The 22,136-nt window shown below is 68.7% G+C and carries 18 protein-coding genes and 1 pseudogene; 11 read left to right on the forward strand and 8 right to left on the reverse strand.

From position 1 onward, the window contains the following. Together A5706_RS31365 and A5706_RS31370 are read right to left on the reverse strand one after the other, a co-directional pair. Window positions 1-1,424: HNH endonuclease signature motif containing protein (locus A5706_RS31365; RefSeq protein ID WP_068140433.1), on the reverse strand; the 1,424-nt coding region annotated here is incomplete at its 3' end. A gap of 61 nt (window positions 1,425-1,485) precedes the next feature. Next, the gene (locus A5706_RS31370; RefSeq protein WP_068140436.1) at window positions 1,486-3,132 is read right to left on the reverse strand and encodes an acetolactate synthase large subunit; all 1,647 of its coding nucleotides are present in this window, start codon (window positions 3,130-3,132) and stop codon (window positions 1,486-1,488) included. Between the two features lie 80 nt (window positions 3,133-3,212). Between A5706_RS31370 and A5706_RS31375 the strand changes: the two genes are divergently transcribed. Then, window positions 3,213-4,631 (forward strand): NADP-dependent succinic semialdehyde dehydrogenase, encoded by a 1,419-nt coding sequence (locus A5706_RS31375; protein ID WP_068140439.1) that lies wholly within the window; start codon window positions 3,213-3,215, stop codon window positions 4,629-4,631. Window positions 4,632-4,639: 8 nt separating this feature from the next. Here A5706_RS31375 and A5706_RS31380 read toward each other — a convergent pair whose 3' ends face one another. The 3 genes from A5706_RS31380 to A5706_RS31390 form a co-directional block, all read right to left on the reverse strand. Beyond that, window positions 4,640-5,581, reverse strand: coding sequence for a R2-like ligand-binding oxidase (locus tag A5706_RS31380; protein ID WP_068140442.1), 942 nt, complete (start codon window positions 5,579-5,581; stop codon window positions 4,640-4,642). Beyond that, the gene (locus A5706_RS31385) at window positions 5,578-6,264 is read right to left on the reverse strand and encodes a TetR/AcrR family transcriptional regulator (protein ID WP_068140445.1); all 687 of its coding nucleotides are present in this window, start codon (window positions 6,262-6,264) and stop codon (window positions 5,578-5,580) included. Before A5706_RS31385 ends, A5706_RS31380 begins: the two co-directional genes overlap by 4 nt. A gap of 65 nt (window positions 6,265-6,329) precedes the next feature. Beyond that, a complete protein-coding gene (locus A5706_RS31390) occupies window positions 6,330-8,045 on the reverse strand; it encodes an acyl-CoA dehydrogenase family protein (protein WP_068140450.1) in 1,716 nt (571 codons plus the stop codon). A gap of 63 nt (window positions 8,046-8,108) precedes the next feature. On the opposite strand from A5706_RS31390, the gene A5706_RS31395 reads away from it, so the two are divergent. The 3 genes from A5706_RS31395 to A5706_RS31405 all read left to right on the forward strand — a co-directional run bounded on the left by A5706_RS31395 (window position 8,109) and on the right by A5706_RS31405 (window position 11,105). Further along, window positions 8,109-9,089: a phosphotriesterase gene (locus tag A5706_RS31395; protein ID WP_068140455.1), complete on the forward strand. Its 981-nt coding sequence runs from the start codon at window positions 8,109-8,111 to the stop codon at window positions 9,087-9,089. Continuing rightward, complete coding sequence (locus tag A5706_RS31400) at window positions 9,086-10,558, forward strand: AMP-binding protein (RefSeq protein WP_068140461.1); 1,473 nt, start codon at window positions 9,086-9,088, stop codon at window positions 10,556-10,558. The genes A5706_RS31395 and A5706_RS31400 overlap by 4 nt, the downstream gene beginning before the upstream one ends. Before the next feature lie 73 nt (window positions 10,559-10,631). Beyond that, window positions 10,632-11,105: a YbjN domain-containing protein gene (locus A5706_RS31405; protein WP_068106972.1), complete on the forward strand. Its 474-nt coding sequence runs from the start codon at window positions 10,632-10,634 to the stop codon at window positions 11,103-11,105. A gap of 1 nt (window position 11,106) precedes the next feature. Here A5706_RS31405 and A5706_RS31410 read toward each other — a convergent pair. Then, window positions 11,107-12,313, reverse strand: a pseudogene (locus A5706_RS31410) (acyltransferase family protein). A gap of 109 nt (window positions 12,314-12,422) precedes the next feature. On the opposite strand from A5706_RS31410, the gene A5706_RS31415 reads away from it, so the two are divergent. After that, a complete protein-coding gene (locus A5706_RS31415; RefSeq protein WP_068140467.1) occupies window positions 12,423-13,718 on the forward strand; it encodes a DUF3068 domain-containing protein in 1,296 nt (431 codons plus the stop codon). A 9-nt stretch (window positions 13,719-13,727) separates the two neighbouring features. Further along, window positions 13,728-15,419 (forward strand): hypothetical protein, encoded by a 1,692-nt coding sequence (locus A5706_RS31420; protein ID WP_068140470.1) that lies wholly within the window; start codon window positions 13,728-13,730, stop codon window positions 15,417-15,419. Here the strand turns inward: A5706_RS31420 and A5706_RS31425 are convergent. After that, complete coding sequence (locus A5706_RS31425; protein ID WP_068140474.1) at window positions 15,403-16,557, reverse strand: glycosyltransferase family 4 protein; 1,155 nt, start codon at window positions 16,555-16,557, stop codon at window positions 15,403-15,405. The two genes, A5706_RS31420 and A5706_RS31425, sit on opposite strands and share 17 nt — an antisense overlap. Before the next feature lie 328 nt (window positions 16,558-16,885). Here A5706_RS31425 and A5706_RS31430 point away from each other — a divergent pair, with 328 nt between their 5' ends. Genes A5706_RS31430 through A5706_RS31440 form a run of 3 tightly spaced genes read left to right on the forward strand, consistent with a single transcriptional unit; the run spans window position 16,886 to window position 20,371 of the window. Continuing rightward, on the forward strand, window positions 16,886-18,061 hold the full coding sequence (locus A5706_RS31430) for a hypothetical protein (protein ID WP_068140478.1): 1,176 nt from the start codon (window positions 16,886-16,888) through the stop codon (window positions 18,059-18,061). Window positions 18,062-18,085: 24 nt separating this feature from the next. Further along, window positions 18,086-18,853 (forward strand): class I SAM-dependent methyltransferase, encoded by a 768-nt coding sequence (locus A5706_RS31435; protein WP_068140480.1) that lies wholly within the window; start codon window positions 18,086-18,088, stop codon window positions 18,851-18,853. Between the two features lie 45 nt (window positions 18,854-18,898). Beyond that, window positions 18,899-20,371 carry an aldehyde dehydrogenase gene (locus A5706_RS31440; RefSeq protein ID WP_068140485.1) on the forward strand — a complete coding sequence of 491 codons (1,473 nt, stop codon included), beginning with the start codon at window positions 18,899-18,901 and terminating at the stop codon, window positions 20,369-20,371. A 3-nt stretch (window positions 20,372-20,374) separates the two neighbouring features. On the opposite strand, the gene A5706_RS31445 is transcribed toward A5706_RS31440, so the two are convergent. Continuing rightward, window positions 20,375-21,010 carry a TetR/AcrR family transcriptional regulator gene (locus tag A5706_RS31445; RefSeq protein WP_068140488.1) on the reverse strand — a complete coding sequence of 212 codons (636 nt, stop codon included), beginning with the start codon at window positions 21,008-21,010 and terminating at the stop codon, window positions 20,375-20,377. A gap of 306 nt (window positions 21,011-21,316) precedes the next feature. Between A5706_RS31445 and A5706_RS34850 the strand changes: the two genes are divergently transcribed. After that, window positions 21,317-21,448 carry a hypothetical protein gene (locus tag A5706_RS34850; RefSeq protein WP_255406357.1) on the forward strand — a complete coding sequence of 44 codons (132 nt, stop codon included), beginning with the start codon at window positions 21,317-21,319 and terminating at the stop codon, window positions 21,446-21,448. Between the two features lie 89 nt (window positions 21,449-21,537). Then, window positions 21,538-22,104, forward strand: a complete 567-nt coding sequence (locus A5706_RS31450; RefSeq protein ID WP_068140502.1) for a TetR/AcrR family transcriptional regulator — start codon at window positions 21,538-21,540, stop codon at window positions 22,102-22,104. Window positions 22,105-22,136 lie beyond the last annotated feature (32 nt).

Here is a 22,136-nt window from a genome sequence, read left to right on the forward strand (position 1 = left end):
TGGCGGCGTTCGGTGGCCACCCGGTGGGCGCGGTCTTGGGCGCGGGTGCGCCGGCGTTTGGGCATCATCGCGGCGCGTTGGTCGCAGTACTCGACAGGCGGGTCGGCCTCGGCGGCCGGGAAGACCCCGCCGACCCCGCGACACAAACTCGGGAACAGCAGCGCACTGCCCGGGGTGGTGACATAGGTGTGCCCGGCCGGAGACGTCAAGATCAGCGTCCCATCGGCCAGCTGCCGTTCGGTCCAGCCGAAGAAGGTCTTGATCAAATGATGCAGGCGGCAATAACACTTCAGGTTGGACGCGTGCGTGGTGCCACCCTGGCTATACGGGATCGTATGATCCAGATCGCAGCCGACGGCCGGGGCATCACAACCGGGCCAGCGACACGTCAAATCGCGGCAGCGCACGAAATCGGCCAATGCTTTGGACGGCACGTACCCGTCCTCCGGGGGCGCGTCGCCGGGATGGACCAACGGCAGGAGCTTGGCCGACTTGGCGAGTTCCTGCAAGAGTTCCGGCGGGATCAGCCCATCGGCACCCACCTCCGAGCCCGGCGCCGCGCCGCGCCCGTCGAGGGTGGCCTGCTCGGCGATCACATGCATCACCACCGGCGAGGCCGCGGGCCGCTTGCCCGCCGCGCAGTCAGGCCGCCCGCAGCGGCAGCCCAGCCGATCCGCCCCCGCGGCCAGTGCCCCTAAGGCGTCGGCGCGGCGCTGCTCACGGCTGCGCGGATCATGCGGGCACACCGTGGCCGCCATCCCGTTGAGCCGCTTGTCCAACGCGTGCGCATCCGGGGTGAACAGGGTCCCATGAATCTCAGAGATGCCGCTTTGCAGCCGATCATCGATCCACACCTCACGGTCGCGCTGCTGCTCCTTTCGGCGGCGCACCGCATCCCGATCGGCGCGGGCCACGATCCGATCCACCTGACCGGCCAACCGGCCCCGACTCATCGAGGGCCAGCGCGCCACATTGGCCGCCAACTGCGCGTCCACCCGCGCCAACACCGCGGGGTCCTCGATCAGATTGGTGCGATACACGATCGTCTGAAACAACCGGAAATCGATATCGCCGGCCCGAAACACCCCCGCCACTTCGGGGAGGCGCTCACGCATCGCCCGGGCGTAGCGCAGCCGGCTGGCCGCCAGCCCCTGGCTGATCCGCAACGCCGCCCCCACCTCCGCGGCAACCGCCTCCATCGTGTCGATCGCCCAGTCCTCGCTCTCCGAACACCGCGACAGCCGATAGCCGAACAACTCACCGATCGCCTCCAACTGCGCCGCCGCGGCCCGGTTTTCCACCCGCGCAAACACACCGATCTCGTCGATCAGCGCCGCCGACTCGCGCGTCGTCGACGGATAACGCCGCTCGATCATCTCGTCGAACCGGGCGATCACCTCGGCACGAGCCGCTTCATCGAACATGTGTTCGAGTATACCGAGCCGGCCGACAAGCCGGTCCCGACAAGTCCGAACGGCAGCGCGACTACAGCGTCTCGTCCAGCTCGCCGAGCCGGTCGGTCAGGCGCAGGTTCTCGGAATAGTCGACCGGGCAGCCGATCAGCGACACCCCGTCGTCGGCCAGCGCGGCCTTCAGCGTCGGTAACAGCTCGGCGGCGCTGGTGATCCGATATCCCTTGGCGCCGAAGCTTTCCGCGTATTTCACGATGTCGGGGTTGCCGAATTTCACGTAGTAGTGCTCGCCCAGTTCGAGGTCCATCTTCCATTCGATGAGGCCGTAGCCGCCGTCCTCCCAGATCAGCACGACGAGCGGAATTCGCTCGCGCACCGCGGTCTCGATCTCCTGGGAGTTCATCAGGAAAGCGCCGTCGCCGACGACGGCCAGCACCTTCGACTCGGGGCGGGCCAGCTTGACGCCGAGGGCGCCGGGCAGCGCAAAGCTCATGGTGGACAGCCCGTTTGAGATCAGGCAGGTGTTCCGCTCGTACGTCGGATAGAGCCGGGCCATCCACATCTTGGTGGCACCCGTGTCGACGAGGACCACGTCGCTGCGGCCCAGGGCCTCCCGGGTGTCGGCGACCACCCGCGCCGGCGCCAGCGGGTAGCGTGAATCCTGTTGTCCGCGAGCGAATTCCTCGGCGAGCAGGCCACAACCGGGGACCTCGGCGGCGTGCTCGAAGCGGTGACCGGCCAACGCGTCCGTGAGCGCGTTCAGCGAATCGCTGATGTCGCCGATGATCCCGACGTCGACCGAGTAGTGCGCGTCGACCTCGGCCGGGAAGCGATGGACGTGGATGATCTTCTTGTCGGCCTGCGGGTTGATCCGCACCGGATCGAACTCCTGCAGCTCGTAGCCGACGGCGATGACGGCATCGGCGTTGTCGAAGCCGAAGTTGACGTAGTCGTGCCGCATGAACCCCAGGGTCCCGATGCTGTTGGGGTGGTCGTCCGGCATCACGCCCTTGCCGTGAAACGTGTTGGCCACCTGGATGCCGAACTCCTCGGAGAACCGGACCAGGGCCTTGGTCGCGTCGGCGCGCGCGGCGCCGTGCCCAGCCAGCACCACCGGCCGCTTCGCCCGGCGCAGGATCTCCACGGCCCGTTCGACCTGACCGGGCGCCGGGGCGTCGGGGCGAACGACGTTGCGGGGCAACGGCTTCAGGTCGTAGTCGGTTTCATCAGCGTCGATGTGCTCGGGCACCGCCAGGTAGACCGCGGCCGGGCGTTCGGTCTCGGCGACCTTGAACGCCTTGCGGACCATCTCGGGGATGGCGCGTGGGGTGGGGATGCCCGCGGCCCACCGCGTGATCGGGGCGAACATCGACACCAGGTCGACGTACTGGTGCGATTCCTTGTACTCGCGGTCCTGGCCCACCTGGGCGGAGATCGCCACCATCGGGGTGCTGTTGGTGGTGGCGTCCGCGACGCCGAGTTGCATGTTGATGGCGCCCGGGCCCAGGGTCGCCGACACCACCGCCGCGCGCCCGGTGACGCGCCCATACATCTCCGCCATGAACGACGCCGCCTGCTCGTGCCGGGTGAGCACGTAGCGGATGCTCGAGGATGCCAGCGCCTGCACGAAGCGGATGTTCTCCTCGCCGGGGACCCCGAAAACGACGGAAACACCCTCGTTCTCCAGGCACTTCACCATCAGCTGAGCGGCTTTACTCATCCCGGCACCTCCCTGAGGGGAACGATAGTGGCAGGCTGGTTGTTGGACCTCTTACCAACCCCGAAGCGAAGGATCTCAGCGTGCCCATCGCCACGATCAACCCGGCTACCGGCGAGACAGTAAAAACCTTCACCCCCGCGACCGACGAGGAAGTCGACGCCGCCATCGCGCGCGCTTATGCCCGGTTCCAGGACTACCGCCATAACACCACCTTTGCCCAGCGCGCGGAGTGGGCAAACGCCACCGCCGACCTTTTGGAGAAAGAGGCGGACGAGACCGCGGCCATGATGACCCTGGAGATGGGCAAGACGCTCGCCTCGGCCAAGGCCGAAGCGCTCAAGTGCGCCAAGGGATTTCGTTACTACGCCGAGAACGCCGAGCAACTGCTGGCCGACGAGCCGGCCGACGCGGCGAAGGTCGGCGCCAAGCAGGCCTACACCCGCTACCAGCCGCTGGGCGTGGTGCTGGCCGTCATGCCGTGGAACTTCCCGCTGTGGCAGGCCGTGCGGTTCGCCGCGCCGGCGCTGATGGCCGGCAACGTCGGCATCCTCAAGCACGCCTCCAACGTGCCGCAGTGCGCGCTCTACCTCGCCGACGTCATCGCCCGCGGCGGGTTCCCGGAGGGCTGCTTCCAGACCCTGCTGGTGCCGTCCAGCGCCGTGGAGACCATCCTGCGCGACCCCCGCGTCGCCGCCGCCACCCTGACCGGCAGCGAGCCGGCCGGCCAGTCGGTGGGCGCCATCGCCGGCGACGAGATCAAGCCCACGGTGCTCGAACTCGGCGGCAGCGACCCGTTCATCGTGATGCCCTCGGCCGACCTGGACGAGGCCGTCAAGACCGCGGTCACCGCCCGGGTGCAGAACAACGGCCAATCCTGCATCGCCGCAAAGCGTTTCATCGCCCACGCCGACATCTACGACGCGTTCGTCGACAAGTTCGTCGAGCGGGTCAAGGCGCTGCGGGTGGGCGACCCGACCGACCCCGACACCGACGTCGGCCCGCTGGCCACCGAATCGGGCCGCGACGAGGTCGCCAAGCAGGTCGAGGACGCGGCCGCGGCCGGCGCGGTGATCCGCTGCGGCGGCGAGCGCCTCGAGCGGCCGGGCTGGTTCTACCCGCCCACCGTCGTCACCGACATCACCAAGGACATGGCGCTCTACACCGAGGAGGTGTTCGGCCCGGTCGCCTCGATCTACCGCGCCGAAAACATCGACGAGGCCATCGAGATCGCCAACGCCACCACCTTCGGGCTGGGATCCAACGCCTGGACCAACGACGAGGCCGAGCAGCAACGCTTCATCGACGACATCGAGGCCGGGCAGGTCTTCATCAACGGGATGACGGTGTCCTACCCCGAGCTGCCCTTCGGCGGCGTCAAGCGGTCGGGTTACGGACGCGAGCTTGCGGGCCTGGGGATCCGCGAGTTCTGCAACGCCAAGACCGTCTGGGTCGGGTCGTCCAGCAGCGGCGAGGCCGCCGGCGCCAGCAAGGTCGAGTAGCTACCGCGTCAGGCCGACGCCCCCGCCAGCGCCCTCTCGTCCTCGTCGGCGAAGGTGTCCTCCAGCTGCACCGGCGAGTAGTCGAGGTCGATCTCGGCGACCGGGCGACCGCGTGCGCTGTTGATCGTGCCGAACCGCCGCATGCCCTTGTCGGCGGCGTAGGCCATGGACTCGTCCGTCGACAGGCCGAACGGCATCGGGTCGTAGAGCGCGAAGCCCTCTTCGATGAGGCGCAGCCCGAGCGGCATCAGCTCGTTCATCCGCGTCTCGAAGACGCCCCAGTTCGCGTCGTCGGCGGCGACGTGCCGGCGGCAGGTGAAGGTGCCCCAGGCCATGTGGCGCCGCTCGTCGTCGCCGATGCGGCGCACCAGCTCCTGCATGCCGGGCAGGATGCTGCGTTCCACGCAGATCTTGTGCCAGATGTAGTAGCCCGTCAGCGCCAGCATGCCCTCGACCATGTGGTTGTAGGTGACCGACGCCCGGATCTGTGCGGCCGGTGACGGATCAACCCTCAGCGCGTCCAGGCAGTCCGGCAGTTCCTCGTAGAAAATTGTGCGGTAGGTGGGCACGTCGTCGATGTACTCGTGCAGGTCGTCGGTGACGCCGACGGCGTCGAGCCACATCCGGAACACCTGCACGTGCTTGGCTTCCTCGAACGCGAACTGCGTCAGGTACATCTCATCGCCCAGCCGGCCTTCGGCCCGCATCGCGTACATGAACGGCTGAATGTCCTCGGTCACCGCTTCTTCACCGGCGATGAACTCGGCGCACAGCCGGGTGGCGTAGTGGCGTTCGTCATCGGTGAGCCGCTCCCAGTCCGCGCGGTCGCGGGAGAAGTCGATGTCGGCCGGGTTCCAGAACTTCGCATTGCCGCCCGCAAAGAGCTTGAGCGGCAAGCTGTCCCAGTTGAGCCCCCCTTTGACCATCGAGCCCGAATGCGTGCGTGTCATGTGACCTCCTCAGATCGTTTCGGTTCGGGGGTGGCGTCGGCATTCGCCGAGAACGCGGCCGCCAGCACCGCGACCAGCCGGCGCACCGCCAGCGCGGGCTGCTCCGGCGTGGGCTCGTCGAGCCCCAGGACCGGGTCCAGGCCGCGCATGTACGGGGCCAGCGCCAAGTGCGGAAAGATCAAGAGCAGCAACGACAACAGCGCGTCGGTGTCCGAATCGGCGCGCAGGTCGCCGCGCAGCTGCGCGTCGTGGACCAGTGGCCGCATCACTTGCAGGTAATGACGGTGAATGACGTTCTGCACACTGACGCGGGCCTCGGCGTCGACTTCGAGAGTGGCCGCGGCGTGCAGCGCGCGCTCATGCGGGTGGTCGGCGAAGTAGGCGACCCACGTGTCGAGCCAGTCGGTCAAAAATTCGAAGAACGGCCGGCTCGGGTTCAGCTCGCGGATGCGGTCCTCCATGTAGGCGCGCACCCGTTGGCTGGCGACGTCGGCGACGTACGCGTAGAGGTCGCGCTTGTCCGCGAAGTACTGGAACAGGCTGCCCTTGGCCACCCCGGCCCGCCGGGCGATGACGTTCAGGCTGCCACGGGAAAAGCCGTGCGCGCCGAACTCGGACTCCGCGGCTTCGATGACCGCCGCGCGACGGGCGGGATCAACGCGCGCCCATGTCACCGTCGGCATTAAGCCCCCTCACGTCGATGACCACTGGTCATTCTACGGTGAGCCACGTCACAGTCAAGGCTCGCTCAGGGGCGCATCTGGTAGGCGCCGCTGAGCGGCAGGACGTGTTCCTTCCAGATCTGGTCGTAGCGCGCCGGGTCGTGCGCCGGACGGCGGATCATCCGCATCGCGAACCGGGCCTGCGCGTCCGTGGTCGCGGGCTTATCGCCTAGTTCGACGGCGTAGCTGTTGAAGTCGCGCACCAGCACGGCGAAGATCTCGTCGATCACGGCCTCGTCGACTCCGGACAGCGGGGCCTCCTCGAGGATGAGCTGTGCGTAGGGCACCGTGGCGAACAGCTGCCCCACGCCGAAGGCGAAGTCAATGTCCTTCTGCTGCACCGCATCCGGTGTGGCGCTGGCCAGCATCTCGGCCAGCACGTCGACCTGCTCGCGCAGCAGCGCGACGTTGGGCAGGTGCCGGAACGCGTCGAACGGCGTGCGCCAGTCGTGGAACCGCACCTTGCCCAGGCCCCCCGTCGGCCCCTGGGCGAACAGGAACGTGTCGTCGGCGGCGTCGTCGCGCCGCGATATCGCGGGCAACTCGGAGCTCGGGGCGAACAGGAAGTTGGGCATGAACTTCCCGAGCAACCCGATGTTGATGTGGACCGTCCCCTCCAGGCGGGGCAGCAGGCCGATCTCCCGGGTGACGGCCTCGAAAAAGGTGTCCTTCTCAACGCCTTTGGCGGCGATCACGTCCCACATGGCGGTGATGACGCGCTCGCCCTCGCTGGTGATCTTCGCCTTGGTGAGCGGGCTGTAGAGCAGGTAGCGGCGGTCGGCCGCCGACGCGCTGCGCATGTAGTCGCAGGCGCGGGTGGCGACCAGCTTCATCGCGATCAGTCGCAGGTAGGCGTCGGTGAGCAGCCGTCGCACGTGGGAAAAGTCGGTGACGACGGTCCCGTACAAGACGCGGTTGGACGCGTGGGTGATGGCCTCGTACATGGCGTGGGTGCACATGCCGATCGCGCCCCAGCCCAGGTTGTACTTGCAGACGTTGACGGTGTTGAGCGCGGCGTGGAAGGCGTCGGGGCCGCGGTGCAACAGGTCGGCCTCGCCGACCGGGTAGTCGTGCAGCGCGTAGTTGGCGACGAAGTTCTGCGAGTTCACCACGTTCTTGATGAGCTCGTACCGGTCGTGCTGCGAGTCGGCGGCGAAGAACACGTATTCCTGGCTGTCCGGGCTCCCGGCGATCTTGCCGAAAGTGGAGACCATGCGCGCCACGTTGGCGTTGCCGATGTAGTACTTCTCGCCGTTGGCGACCCAGCCATGCCCTAAGTCTTGCGACGGCGTCAGGATCATGTCGGTCTGGTAGACGTCGGCGCCGTGGGTCCGCTCGGACAGGCCGAAGGCGAACACCTCGCCGGCCTCCAACTGGGCGGCGGCCTTGCGCTTGGCGTCCTCGTTGTCGCTCATCCAGATCGGGCCCAGGCCCAGCGCGGTGACCTGGAACGGGTACCAGTAGCTGAGCCCGTAAAAGCCCACGATCTCGGCGAATTCGCTGATCCGGTAGGTGTCCCAGCGGCAGTCGCCCGCGCCGTATTCGGAGGGCGTCAGCAGCGAGGCGAAGATGCGCTCGCGCCCGATGTGGTCGAGAAAGTCGGAGTACCAGACGCGGTTGTGGTCGTCGGACTTCAGCCGCGCCTTGCCGCGGGACTCGAAGAAGTCCACCGTCGCGGCCATGATCTGCCCCGAGCGGGCATCGGGGTAGCGGCGTTGCAGGTGGTTGGGATTGAGCAACATGGGGGCAACGTACTCCCACACGGCCCTGTTGGTGAACCGCCCATCCGCCTTAGAGTCAGTCCCGTGCCAGAACTCAATACCGCTCGCGGCGCCATCGATACCGCCGACCTCGGCGTGACGCTCATGCACGAGCACGTGTTCATCATGACCACCGAGATCGCCCTGAACTATCCCGAAGCCTGGGGCGACGAGGACCAGCGGGTGGCCGATGCGGTCAACCGGCTCAACGAGCTGAAGTCGCGCGGGGTGGACACCATCGTCGACCTCACGGTGATCGGGCTGGGCCGCTACATCCCGCGCATCGCACGCGTCGCCGCGGCCACCGAGCTGAATATCGTTGTGGCGACCGGTCTTTACACCTACAACGACGTCCCGTTCCGGTTCCACTACCTCGGGCCGGGCACGCAACTGGACGGCCCGGAGATCATGACCGACATGTTCGTCCGCGACATCGAGGAGGGCATCGCCGACACCGGCATCAAGGCCGGCATCCTCAAATGCGCCACCGACGAGCCCGGCGTGACCCCCGGCGTCGAACGGGTGCTGCGCGCGGTCGCGCAGGCGCACAAGCGCACCGGCGTGCCGATCTCCACCCACACCCACGCGGGGACGCGGCGCGGGCTGGAGCAACAGCGCATCTTCGAGGAGGAGGGTGTGGATCTGAGCCGGGTGGTGATCGGCCATTCCGGCGACAGCACCGACCTCGACTACCTGGAGGAACTGATCGGCAACGGCTCCTACATCGGGATGGACCGGTTCGGCATCGACGTGTACCTGCCGTTCGAGGACCGGGTGAACACGGTGGCGCGGATGTGCGAGCGCGGCCACGCCGACAAGATGGTGCTGTCGCACGACGCCAACTGCTACTTCGACGCGCTGCCCGAGGAGCTGTTGCCGGTGGCCGCGCCCAACTGGCATTACCTGCACATCCACAACGACGTGATCCCCGCCCTCAAGGAGCGCGGCGTCACCGACGAGCAGCTGCACACCATGCTGGTGGACAACCCGCGCCGCATCTTCGAGCGGCAGGGCGCCTACTCGTGACGCAGCCGGTCCCGCCGATCGGCACGCAGATTTCGCAGGCTGCCCGGTTGGCTCCCGACGAGCCCGCGGTCACCTGCGACGGACGGACGATCACCCGCGGCGAACTCGACCGGTCGACAAACCGGTTGGCCCGCGCGTACGCCGAGCGCGGAGTCGGCGTCGGCGACTACGTGACCATGGTGCTGCCCAACTCGATCGAGTGGATCCAAGCAGCGGTCGCCTGCTGGAAGCTGGGCGCGGTGCCGCAACCGCTCTCGGCGCGGCTGCCGGACGCCGAGTTGGCCGGCCTGCTGGAGTTGCGGCCACCGGCGTTGCTGGTGGGGCGCGAGAGCGCCGAAATACCCAGCGTGCCAGCCGGTTTCGTCCCCGACCCGGCGCTGTCCGACGCCCAACTGCCGGAGGCCGTTTCGCCGGTGTGGAAGGCGATGGGCTCGGGCGGCAGCACCGGGCGGCCCAAGCTCATCGAGTCGGGCGGTGACAGCCGGATTCCGGCAGCGGTCGGCTACCCGCTCGGCGCGCAGGAGGGCGACACCACGCTGGTGCCGATCCCGTTGTCCCACAACACCGGTTTCACCACCGCGACGATCGCGTTGCTGATGCGCCATCACCTGGTGCTGATGAGCCGGTTCGACCCGCACGGGTTCCTGCGGCTGATCGCCGACCATCGGGTCACGTTCCTGACCACGGTGCCGACCATCATGCAGCGGGCGCTGCCGGTCTACCACGCCGACCCGGGCGCCTACGACCTGTCGTCGCTGCGGCGGTTCTGGCACATGGGGGCGCCGTGCCCGCCGGCCATCAAGCAGGCCTGGATCGACCTGCTGGGCCCGGAAGTCGTCTGGGAACTCTACGGCGGCACCGAATTACAGGCCCTCACGTTCATCAGCGGCGACCAGTGGCTGACCCATCGCGGCTCGGTCGGAGTCGTGGTCGCCGGGGAGATGAAGGTGCTCGACGACGACGGCAACCCGTGCCCGCCCGGCGTGGTCGGCGAGATCTACATGCGCCCAGCGCCCGGCAGCGCGCCGACCTACCGCTACGTCGGCGTCACGCCGAAGTCCCGGGACGGCTGGGACTCGCTGGGCGATCTCGGCTACTTCGACGACGACGGGTTCCTGTACCTGTCGGACCGCCGGGTCGACATGTTCACCGTCGGGGGCCGCAACGTCTATCCCGCCGAGATCGAGAACGCGCTGTCGGCCCACCCGGAGGTGCTGTCCTGCCTCGTCGTCGGCGTGCCGCATGACGATTTGGGCCAGGTACCCTACGCCCTGGTGCACGCGGCCGACGGGTCATTGCTCGACGACGAAGCCGTGAAAGGCTTTCTGCGCGAATGTATCTCGTCGTACAAGGTGCCCCATACGGTCGAGTTCGTCGGCGCTCCCCTGCGCGACGACGCCGGCAAGGCGCGCCGGTCGGCGGTGCGCGCCGAGATCATCGCGCGCCTGCAAGCCGCCGAGCCGGCCTGACGGCTCCAAGAATCTTCCAAGCGCCGGGCCCCACCATCGGTCCGTCGATGACCGTTGTCCGGGAGAGGGGCCAATGCAGATCGAGCCGTTGAGCACGGAGCTGATCGAACGTTATCTGCGATCGCGTCAGCTGCGGTTTTTCCGCAGCAGTGACGGCGAGGAATTCATGCTGCTGCTATCCAGCCACGAGCGCGGCAAGCTGCACGTGAACCTGCGGATCAACGGTCTGCGGCGCGACGTTTTGGAGATCTCGATCAGCCCGGCGGTGTATTACCTGGCCACCGAACGCCCGCGCCTGATGGAGCTGGTGAACGACTGGAATCGTGACACCCACTGGCCCAAGGCGTTTGTGCGCGAAACCGCGCAGCCGACCCGGCTGGCCATCGTCGCCGAGAACGCTTACCTGCTGACCGACGGCATCCACCTCGAGGCGCTGGGCAACTTCGTCCGATCCACCGTCGAGTACGGGACCGACCTGTTCGAGAAGATCGAGCGGGCCATCTGCCTGCCGTCCGCCGACGCGCTGGAACAGTGGATGGATCGCTGAGTCACGGCGCGATCGCGTCGGCCTCGGCATCGGTGACCTGAGGCGTCGGCTCGTTGCGTTTCTCCCAGCGGCGCAGCGCTTCCCGGCACGGGGATTCGACCAGCCCGTAGCTGACGGCGGCGATCGCCCAACCGAAGATCAGCGTCAACGCCAGCACCGAGGGCATCCGGCCGGTGAACGGGAACGTCCCGAGCACCGGGAACACCATCGCCAGCGCGGCCAGGTGCCAGATGAACAGGCCGTAGGACCAGCGGCCCAACGCCACCATGGCCGTGCTGCCCAGCAGCCGGTGCGGCGTGTCGACCCGGTCCAGCACCAACGGCGCCACCAACGCGAACGCCACCACGGAGCCGGCCGCCGTCTTCACCGCGAACTGGGCGGCGGTGCCGGGCACCAGGCCCTCGGGTCCGGCCAGCGGCGAGGCCGCCAGCAGGTAGGCCAGCAGCGCGACGACGGCCATCACGATCCGGTGCCGCGCGAACCGGTGCGGCACACCGATTCCGCTGTGCACCCATTCCGCCAGCAGCATGCCCGCGGCGAACCAGGAGAAGAAGGCCGGCGGCCAGTTCAGCGGATTGGTGCCGGGATCGGAGTGGCCAAAAAATACCGGCACCCAGCCCCACGCCCAGCTCAGGGCCGCCAGCGCGGCGATCGCGGGCACCCGGGCGCCGACCGGGAGGCGGCGGGCCAGCAACGCCAGCACGGGCAGCGCCAGGTAGAAGCTGACCTCGACGGAAAGGCTCCACATCTGCGTCAGGCCGCCCGTCAGCGTGAGCGGCACGTAGATCTGGGTGAGCGTCAGGTTCGCCAGCCACACCGTCGGGCTGGCGTGATCCGCGTCGGGCAGCAGGGTCAGGATCACCACGACCGCCACCAGATAGGCCGGCATGATGCGGACGACCCGCGAACGCAAGTAGTGGCCGGTGCGCGGCCGCGGCCCCAAACCCCGCGCCGCCGCCGCGTGCCCGCGCCACAACAGGAACCCGGACAACGCGAAGAACACCGCCACCGCGAGGTCGAAGCGGCCGAACAGCCGGCCGGCGGCGCCGCTGGAGTGCCCCGTCTGAAAGGCGACGTGCGTGACGACGACGCCCATGGCCGCGCACGCGCGCATCCCCTCCACGGCGGGCAGGAAGCTGCGAATTCCCCCCACCTGTTGGCCGTCCGTCACGCTCACAAGTGTGCCCGTCGGTTGTCGCCCGACGAATCGGGTACGTAAGCCGGGGCCTTAAATTCTGCTGTTAGGGTCGAACGGGTTTGCCACGCTGGCTGGGGACCAGCACGGACCACGAGGATCCACTAGGAGGAGCAGCGCGCATGAACCGCGCAGTCATGTTGCGTTACGCCGCATGCGCGATCATCGGGCTCGGGGCTGCCCTGCTGATCGCCGCGCTGCTGCTGTCGACATACACCAGCAGCAGGATCGCCAAGATCCCGCTGAACATCGACGCCACGTTGATCAGCGACGGCAACGGAACCGCGCTCGACTCCGCATCGCTGTCCACAGACCACCTCGTCGTCAACCAGAACGTGCCGCTGGTATCCCAACAGCAGGTCAGCGTCGAATCCCCCGCGAACGCCGACGTCGTCACGCTGCAGGTCGGCACCTCGGTGCGGCGGACCGACAAGCAGAAAGACAGCGGCCTGTTGCTGGCCATCATCGACACGGTCACCCTCAACCGGAAGACCGCGCTGGCCGTCTCCGACGACACCCACCCCGGCGGCTCCGTGCAGAAGCCGCGCACCGTCAACGACGAGAGCCCGCCCACCGCGATGCCGCTCCGCCACGATGGGCTGTCCTATCGTTTCCCGTTCCACACCGAGAAGAAGACGTATCCCTATTTCGACCCGATCGCGCAGAAGCCGTTCGACGTCAACTACGACAGCCAGGAAGACGTCAACGGGCTGACCACCTACAAGTTCACGCAGAACGTCGGCTACAACGCCGAGGGCAAGCTGGTGGCTCCGGTGGCCTACCCGACGCTTTACGCCGACCAGACGACGGACTCCAAGTTCACCGCCCCGGCTTCGATGTGGGGTGTCGGCGGCGATCCCAACGAGCAGATCACCATGACCCGCTTCTACGCGGCGCAGCGGATCTTCTGGGTGGACCCGGTGTCCGGGACCATCGTCAAGCAGACCGAGCACGCCAACCACTACTTCGCCCGTGACCCGCTCAAGCCGGAGCTGACGCTGGCCGATTACAAGGTCACCTCGAACGAGGACACCATCGAAGGCCAGGTCAACGCGGCCCGCGACGAGCGGGACCGGCTGGCGCTGTGGTCGCGGGTGCTGCCCATCACGTTCACCGCGGTCGGCCTGATCGCGCTGATCGGCGGCGGAGTGCTCGCCTCCTTTAGCGTGCGGACCGAAAGCGCGCTGACCGACCCCGGCCTGGACCGGTCCGACGAGGAATTGTTCGGCCGCGGCGGCCCGGAAGAGCCCGTGCCCGGCGCCGAAGCCGAGACCGAGAAGCTGCCTACCCAACGCCCCGCCGAGAATCCGGGCCCGCCCGACGCGGAGGCACCGACCCTGGGCTCCGACGAGGCGACCGAGCCGGGGCCGCCGGACGCGGGACCGCCGGAGTCACCGGGTCCCCCCGAACGGGCCTAGTTTCCCGACGTGCGCTGGACCCGGCCGGGGTATGCGCTGTTGCTGGCGCTCCTGGTGGCCGCGCCGCTCCTCGCGCCGGGATACCTGCTGTTGCGCGACGCGGTGTCGACGCCGCGGTCCTATATTTCCGACACCGCCCTGGGGTTGACGGCGGCGCCGCGGGCGACGCCACAGGATTTCGCCGTGGCGCTGGCCTCGCATCTGGTCGACGGCGGCGTCGTGGTCAAGGCGCTGCTGGTGGCGGGCCTGTGGCTGGCGGGGTGCGGCGCGGCGCGGCTGGTCGCGACCGCGCTGCCCGAGGCGGGGGTGCCGGGCGAGTTCGTCGCCAGCACGCTGGCGATCTGGAATCCCTATGTCGCCGAACGCCTTCTGCAGGGTCACTGGAGCCTGCTGGTCGCGTACGGCTGCCTGCCGTGGGTGGCGGCTGCGATGCTTCGGCTGCGGACGGCGCCGGATGCCGGTGGGGCCGCCTGGTTCGGCCTGGTGTTCTGGGTGGCGCTGGCCGGGGTGACGCCGACGGGCCTGTTGCTGGCCGCGGCGGTGGCGCTGGTCTGCGTGGCGTGCCCAGGCGCGGGGCACCCGCGCTGGCTGTGCGCTACCGGGGCCTCGGGCGCCGCGCTGGTGGCGGCGGCGCCCTGGCTGACGGCGGCCGCGCTCGGCTCGTCGCTGAAGGCGCACACCGCGGCGAACACGCTCGGGGTCAACGCGTTCGCGCCGCGGGCCGAACCCGGCCTGGGCACGCTGGCCAGCCTGGCCAGCCTCGGCGGCATCTGGAACGGCGAGGCCGTACCGGCCTCGCGGACAACGCTTTTCGCGCTGTCGTCAGCCGTGGTGCTGCTGGCGGTGGTGGCGGCCGGGTTGCCGGTGGTGGTGCGTCGGCGCTCGGTGGTGCCGTTGCTGGCGCTGGCGGCGGTGTCCGTGCTGGCGCCGGCCGCGTTGGCGACGGGCCCGGGTCTGCACGCGTTGCGGGCGCTGGTGGACGCCGCGCCCGCCTTCGGTGTGCTGCGCGACGGGCAGAAGTGGGTGGCGCTGGCGATGCCGGGATACGCGCTGGCGGGCGCGGGCGCCGTGGTGACGTTGCGGCGGTGGTTGCGGCCGTCGGTGGCGGCGCTGGTCTGCTGCCTGGCGCTGATCCTGGCGCTGCCGGACCTGGCCTGGGGCGCGTGGGGCCGCGTCGCACCGGTGCACTACCCGCGGGGATGGGCCGCGGTGGCGGCGGCGATCAACCGCGATCCAGGGACGGTGGCGGTGCTGCCCGCGGGCACCATGCGGCGCTTTTCGTGGTCCGGGCCGGCGCCGGTGCTCGATCCGCTGCCCCGCTGGCTGCGCGCCGACGTGCTGAGCACCGGCGACCTGGCCATCTCGGGGGTCGTCATTCACGGGGAGGGCGATCGCGCCCGGGCCGTGCAGGACCTGCTGCTTACCGGGCCCGACCCGGCCGCGTTGGCGCCGGCGGGCATCGGGTGGCTAGTCGTGGAATCGGACGGCGCCGGTGACATGGGTTTGGCTTCACGAACCCTGGACGCGCTCACGCCGGTCTACCGCGACGACGAGTTCGCCCTATACCGGATCGGCGGCCACACCCCCGGGGTTCCTGCCCTGCGGCGGACCGCGACGCTGGTCGCACACTTGGCGTGGCTGGCGATGCTTTCCCTCGGGGCGGTGGGCGCGGCGCTCTGCTGGTTTAGACGACGCCGCTGACGTACTCGCCGGCCTGGACGGCTTGCAGCACGCCGGCGATCGCGTCGGCGCTTTGTGTCCAGGAGAACTCGCCGCTGCGCGCCTGCGCCTTGGCGCCGAGTTGGTCGCGCAGCACGGGGTCGCAGAGCAGCCGTTCCAGGCGGTCCACGAGCTCGTCGTGGCCGTCGACCAGGAGCCCGGTCACCCCGTCGACGATCGAGTCCGCCAGCCCGCCCGAGGAGCGGTAGCCGACCGTGGGCACCGCGTGCTGCGCCGCCTCGACGACCGCCAGGCCCCACCCCTCCTTGCGCGACGGCAGCACGTGCACCCACGAGCTTTGCAGGACATGGTGTTTGGTGACGTCGTCGACGTGGCCGTGGAATGTCACCGCGTCGGACATGCCGAGACGGCGAACGTGGTCGACCAGCCGCCGCCGCCACCAGCCGTCGCCGACGATGTCGAGGTGCAGCCCGGGTATGCGGGGCCGCAGCGCCGCGACCGCTTCGAGCGCGTCCTCGATCCGCTTGTGCGGCACCAACCGCGACAGCACGACCACCCTCGGTGCGGCCGAGCGCGGACCGGACAGCGTTTGCGCCGGGGCCTCGTCGAGGCCATTGCGCACCACGGCGATCTGCTCGTTGTTGACGCCGAGCGCGACGAGGTCGCGGGCCGACGGCAGCGAGACCGTCACGTACTGATTGCGCCGGTTCAGCCGCGGCGACAGCCTCGACTCGACGAACCAGCCGATCCGGCCGAGCACCGGCCCGGCCACCGGCCACTGCTCGCGGTGGCAGTGGTGCACCAGCACCACCACCCGTCGGCCGTAGACCAGCCGGGCGAGGAAGGGCAGGCCGTTCTGCGTGTCGACGACGGTGTCGGGGCGCACGCGCCGCAGCGGGCCGAGACCGATGCGCGCCGCGGCCATCGCCAGCAGCGCCCAGACGTACACCGAGTAGCGGCCGCCGGCCCGGTCGATCCGCACCCCGTCGACCACTTCGCGGCGCGGCGCGCCCGGATAGCGGGCGGTGCGCAGCGTGACGACGATCCCCGATGCGGCCAGCTGCGCGCCGACGCGCTGCAAATAAGCTTCGCTGCCGCCGCCCTGGGGGTGCCCGGTGTCGCGCCAGCACAGCAACAGAACGGAACGGAGAGAAGACATTACTGGTCAGCCTAGCCCGGTGGCGATGCGCGCCGCCGACCGCGGCGCGAGGAGGAGGCGGGCAATCGGACCTAGCGGGCGGCTTGCGGGAGCCGGCCGTCGCGCCGATCCCGGTCACATCCGCCACACTGGCCCCTGCGGGCGGGGGATATCCGTTGCGCCCGCCTCACAGCGACAACCGGCGAGAAGGCCAAGCGCTCGCATAGTCGCTATGAGGCGGGCACGTTGGATGGCGCCCGGCGCGGCGACGGGTGTGACGCCAGTGGTCGGGACCCCGTCAGCAAAATTCCTGCTTTCCAGTCGGGTCCACCGGTGGGATCGTTTCCACATGAGCATCAGCAATGAGTCGGCTGCGTCACGCCGGTTTGTGGCCAATCCCCCATTCTGGGGCTCGAAGATGGCCTCCATCACGACGCCCGCGTGGCAAAGCAATCCCGTCCGTTCCTACCTGATCATGGTGGTGGGGATCCTCGGCTTCTGCGCCGTCCTCGGCGGCCTGTACATGGGCGCGCAGGCGTGGGCCATGCAGGGGCCGGGCGGGTCACGAGACCTCGCGCGGCTCATGGACATGGTCGTCCGTTACGGCTTTGTGGCCCTGCTCCTCGGCGGCGTCGGCGGCTGGTACTGGTGGTCGCAACGGTCGGGCCACGGAAAGATCTTCATCGACGTCACGCGCGATGCCTTGACGGTCAGCAAGCGGCCGGGCGACGTCTATCCGTTCGCCGGCGCGCAACTGGGCGTATGGGGCAGATCGGGCGGCATGACGATGGGCACGACGCTGCATCTGCACTGCGGGGGAAGGCGTTTCATCCTCGGCGGGCGGGATTACCGCGTTGCTGACGGAACGCGGCTCGAGGCGCCCGACGCCGGCTACGGCCTGCCGCTGGACGTCGACGCCTGGGTGTCGGCGTCGGACTTCGGTGAGATCCTCGCCCTCTCCGGGCACCACGCTGCTCAGGCGGGTGCGAGCTCACCGGCGGGACCGGTTCGTTGCCTGCTATTCCCCAGTCCCCTGGCGATCCAGCAGATGGGGCCGTTCGCGGTCCGGCGAAAACAACAAGTCCTGAACTCGGCCAACCATCCTCGCCTGGCCATCGACGTCGACGCAGATTCGATTCGGGTGGTCGACCCCAACAGCAATGCGCTGCACGCCTCTGTCCAGGTGGCGCAGGTGACCGCGACGCCGGAGACCTACCAATTCCGATACGGCGGTCTCGGGTTCGGATCGCCCGACCAAATCGTGGGCCGGATGTTCGAGCGGGGCATGGCCTCGTCGCTGTCCACGACGCCCGTCCTCGTCATCGGCGTCCCCGGTGCGCCGCCGTTGACCATCGGCTGTCGCGACACCATCGGGGGCCTGGACATGCGGTTTTCGTGGCCGCGCGACGTGCGGCAGCGCGTGAATGAACCCCCCGAGTTTTCGGTGTCGGGAGGGGATTTCCTGCTGCTGGTCGAGAAATTCGGCTTGGCCCCGTATCTGCAACGGCACGACCAGCAGGTCTAGCCGACCCGGCCGTAGGGTTGGCCGGTGGCCGTCACCGACCTCGTGGCGCGGCGGGCAACCCTGTCCCGCTCGCTGCGCTTGCTGGCCGAGTTCCGCCACGAGCGGTCCGACCCGGCCCGGTTCTATCGTGCCCTGGCCGCCGATACAGCGGCGATGATCACCGACCTATGGACCGGGACCCATCGCGAACCGCCGGTCGGCCGCACGCTGCTCGACGTCGGCGGCGGCCCGGGATATTTCGCGGCGGCGTTCGCCGACGCCGGCGTCCGCTACATCGGCGTGGAACCCGACCCGCGCGAGATGCACGCGGCCGGGCCGGCTTTGGCGCCCGGGCCGGGCGACTTCGTCCGCGCCTCGGGAATGGCGCTGCCCTTCGCCGACAACTCCGTCGACATCTGCCTTTCGTCCAACGTCGCCGAACACGTGCCGCGGCCCTGGCAGCTGGGCGCCGAGATGCTGCGGGTGACCAAGCCGGGCGGGCTGGCGGTGCTGTCGTACACGGTGTGGCTGGGCCCGTTCGGCGGCCACGAGACGGGCCTGTGGCACTATCTTGGCGGCGCCCGGGCCGCCGCGCGGTACGCCCGCAAACACGGTCATCCGGCCAAAAACAACTACGGGTCGTCGTTGTTCGCGGTGTCGGCGGCCGACGGCCTGAGCTGGGCAGCCAGCACGGGCGCCGCGGTGGCGGCATTTCCGCGCTACCACCCGCGATGGGCGTGGGGACTGACGTCGGTGCCGGTGCTGCGCGAGTTCCTGGTCAGCAATCTCGTGTTGGTGCTCCAGCCCCAGTAATGAAACATGTTCTCGTTTGGCGTTGGCTTGGGTAGGGTGGCGGCCATGAGCGACGAGGCTAAGACCGAATACGACAAACTTTTCATCGGCGGCAAGTGGACGGAGCCGTCGACCTCGGAAGTGATCGAGGTGCACTGTCCGGCCACCGGTGAGTACGTCGGAAAGGTGCCGCTCGCGGCGGCGGCCGACGTCGACGCCGCGGTCGCCGCGGCGCGCGCCGCCTTCGACAACGGTCCCTGGCCGACGACGCCCCCGAAGGAGCGCGCGGCCGTCATCGCCAAGGCGAACCAGCTGCTTGAAGAGCGCAAGGACCAGTTCGCCAAGCTGCTCGCCGACGAGACGGGCCAGCCGCCGATGACCATCGAGACGATGCACTGGATGGGGTCGATGGGAGCGATGCAATTCTTCGCGGGCCCCGCCGTCGACCAGGTCAAGTGGCGCGAGATCCGCAACGGCGCCTACGGGCAGACGATCGTGCACCGTGAACCCATCGGTGTGGTCGGCGCGATCGTGGCGTGGAACGTGCCGCTGTTCCTGGCGGTCAACAAGCTGGGCCCGGCGCTGCTGGCCGGCTGCACGGTGGTGCTCAAGCCCGCCGCCGAAACACCTTTGACCGCAAACGCTTTGGCGGAGGTCTTCGCCGACGCGGGCCTGCCCGAGGGGGTGCTGTCGGTGGTGCCCGGCGGCATCGAGACCGGGCAGGCGCTGACGTCTAACCGCGACGTCGACCTGTTCACCTTCACCGGCAGCTCGGGCGTGGGCAAGGAGATCGGCCGGCGCGCCGCGGAAATGCTCAAGCCGTGCACGCTGGAACTCGGCGGGAAGTCGGCGGCCATCGTCCTCGAGGACGTCGACCTGGCTGCCGCGGTCCCGATGATGGTGTTCTCCGGCATCATGAACACCGGGCAGGCCTGCGTGGGTCAGACCCGCATCCTCGCGCCGCGCTCGCGCTACGACGAAATCGTCGATGCGGTAAGCGCTTTCGTGCAGTCGCTGCCGGTGGGCACGCCGTCGGACCCGGGCGCCCAGATCGGTTCGCTGATCTCGGAGAAGCAGCGCGCCCGGGTCGAGGGCTACATCGCCAAAGGCATCGAGGAGGGCGCGCGGCTGGTGTGCGGCGGCGGCCGCCCCGAGGGCCTGGACAACGGATTCTTCGTGCAGCCAACCGTTTTCGCGGACGTCGACAACAAGATGACGATCGCCCAGGAGGAGATCTTCGGACCCGTCTTGTGCATCATCCCCTACGACACCGAAGAGGACGCGATCAAGATCGCCAACGACTCGGAGTACGGCCTGGCCGGCAGCGTGTGGACCGCCAACGTGCCGCGGGGCATCGAGATCTCGGAGAAGATCCGCACCGGCACCTACGCGATCAACTGGTATGCCTTCGATCCGTGCTGCCCGTTCGGCGGCTACAAGAACTCCGGCATCGGCCGCGAGAACGGGCCGGAGGGCGTCGAGCACTTCACCCAGCAGAAGAGCGTGCTGATGCCGATGGGCTACACCGTCGACGCGTAGCCGCTATTCGGCTGGGGGCCTTCGCAGTTGGCCGTCGGCGATGATTTGCTCGGTGGCGTTTCGCCAGCGCTGCACCTGCGATCGGCTCGTGATTTCTTCGGGCAGGTGCCGGTTCAGCTGGGTCCGAAGAAGGAACATGCCCAGCACCAGAACCAGAGGGTTGAGCGTCATCCAGACCGGGTCGAGCCCGGGCTTGGTCAGCCCCCGTTCCCGAAGCTGGTCCCAGTGCCCTCCGGCGACCGTGACCAGCGTGTCAAAGACACGCGTCCCCGTCGGCGTGGCGTCGACGAGGGACCGACACAGGTAGTCGACGAGGTCGGCGTGATCGGTGAGCAGCGAGACCACCCGGTCCGCGATGTCGGCGACGGGGTCGTCGCCCGGCGCCTCGGCCGGGGTGGTCAGCGAGGCGGTCAGCACCGCTGTCACATGGTCGTCGACGGCCTGGACGAGGTTGGCTTTGGTGTGGAAGTGGTGCTGGACCAACCCGAGCGAGACGCCCGCGGCCGCGGCGATCGTTCGCAGCGACGTGGCTTCGGTGCCGTGGGCGGCGAACGTCTTCAGCGCCGCGTCGCGAATGCGCTCCACGCGCGACAGCTCGCCCGCGTTGTCGGGAACACCAACCGGCGGCTCGCTGGGCATCTTGTCAGCGTAGACACGCCCGCGCCGTCCGTTTCGTCACGCGCTGCAGCCCGCGGCTAGCGGCCCTGGGAACGTGCGCGAACAGCACGCCAGCCGCATCGACATAGTCAAACGCATGCCTAAGGGTTATGCAATAGGGCATAACAGGACGGGTGTAACGTTCCGATTGGCGCGCGAGCCCGATATGGCTCAGACCCGATTTACTGAGCTGCTTAGGTTACTTAGGGAATAAAAATTGCTTACTCGACCGATGTCTTATATGCTTCTAAGCATAATCTAGGGCCGCACTCAGGCCGGGAGAAAATAATGTGGATCATCGAACTCAACGTCGGCGGCTACCAGTTCACGCGCGAGATGCCCGACTTCAAGCGGCGGACGTTCCGGTTCAGCCCGCGTAACATGCACTGGCCGGTACCGCGGCACTCGCACGCTGCATGACGCTCGCCACGGGAGGTACGACGGTGCCGACTACCACCGACGCAAAGACGGAATCCGCGCCGACCAAACGCTGCGACACCCGCAAGAAGATGCTGCTCAGCGCAGCCCAGGTGATGCGCGAGCGAGGCGCCGCCGGGGTGACCATCGACGAGGTGCTGGCCCGCAGCGGCGCGCCGCGCGGCTCGGTGTACTACCACTTTCCCGAGGGGCGCAATCAGATCCTGACCGAGGCGCTGAAGTTCTCCGGCGACTCCATCACGGCGATGATCGATGACGCCGCCGGCTGGGGCGCCAGGGCCCTGCTGCGCGAGTTCGTCGAGTTCTGGGAGCGGCTTCTCTCCGAAGGCGACTTCAGCGCCGGCTGCCCCGTGGTCGCCGCGGCGATCGGCTCCGACGACGCCGAACCCAAGCTGTCCGCCGAGGCCGGCGCCATTCTGGGCCGCTGGTGCACCGCGTTGACGCGGGCGTTCGCCAACGACGGCTTCGACAGCGCCGACGCCTCGTCGCTGGCGGTGATGTCGATCTCCGCCCTGGAGGGTGCCGTCGTGTTGTCCCGCTCGACTCGCAGCACCGATCCCCTGCATCAGGTGGGCGAGCAGCTCGAATTCCTTATCAAGGCAAGGGAATTCGTCATTCGCAACAAGATCAGCGAGTAATGAGGCCGGGCGGCGGCGACCCGCCGATAACC

This window comes from Mycobacterium sp. E796, assembly GCF_001672815.1.
Lineage (GTDB): Bacteria > Actinomycetota > Actinomycetes > Mycobacteriales > Mycobacteriaceae > Mycobacterium.

Excerpts from the sequence above, each read along its gene's own strand:
- A5706_RS31405 (WP_068106972.1), top strand. The coding sequence starts at position 10,632 with ATGCAGATCGAGCCGTTGAGCACGGAGCTGATCGAACGTTATCTGCGA.
- A5706_RS31390 (WP_068140450.1), bottom strand. The coding sequence starts at position 8,045 with ATGTTGCTCAATCCCAACCACCTGCAACGCCGCTACCCCGATGCCCGC.
- A5706_RS31430 (WP_068140478.1), top strand. The coding sequence starts at position 16,886 with ATGAGCATCAGCAATGAGTCGGCTGCGTCACGCCGGTTTGTGGCCAAT.
- A5706_RS31415 (WP_068140467.1), top strand. The coding sequence starts at position 12,423 with ATGAACCGCGCAGTCATGTTGCGTTACGCCGCATGCGCGATCATCGGG.
- A5706_RS31440 (WP_068140485.1), top strand. The coding sequence starts at position 18,899 with ATGAGCGACGAGGCTAAGACCGAATACGACAAACTTTTCATCGGCGGC.
- A5706_RS31380 (WP_068140442.1), bottom strand. The coding sequence starts at position 5,581 with ATGACACGCACGCATTCGGGCTCGATGGTCAAAGGGGGGCTCAACTGG.
- A5706_RS31445 (WP_068140488.1), bottom strand. The coding sequence starts at position 21,010 with ATGCCCAGCGAGCCGCCGGTTGGTGTTCCCGACAACGCGGGCGAGCTG.
- A5706_RS31370 (WP_068140436.1), bottom strand. The coding sequence starts at position 3,132 with ATGAGTAAAGCCGCTCAGCTGATGGTGAAGTGCCTGGAGAACGAGGGT.
- A5706_RS31450 (WP_068140502.1), top strand. The coding sequence starts at position 21,538 with ATGCTGCTCAGCGCAGCCCAGGTGATGCGCGAGCGAGGCGCCGCCGGG.
- A5706_RS31385 (WP_068140445.1), bottom strand. The coding sequence starts at position 6,264 with ATGCCGACGGTGACATGGGCGCGCGTTGATCCCGCCCGTCGCGCGGCG.
- A5706_RS31425 (WP_068140474.1), bottom strand. The coding sequence starts at position 16,557 with ATGTCTTCTCTCCGTTCCGTTCTGTTGCTGTGCTGGCGCGACACCGGG.
- A5706_RS34850 (WP_255406357.1), top strand. The coding sequence starts at position 21,317 with ATGTGGATCATCGAACTCAACGTCGGCGGCTACCAGTTCACGCGCGAG.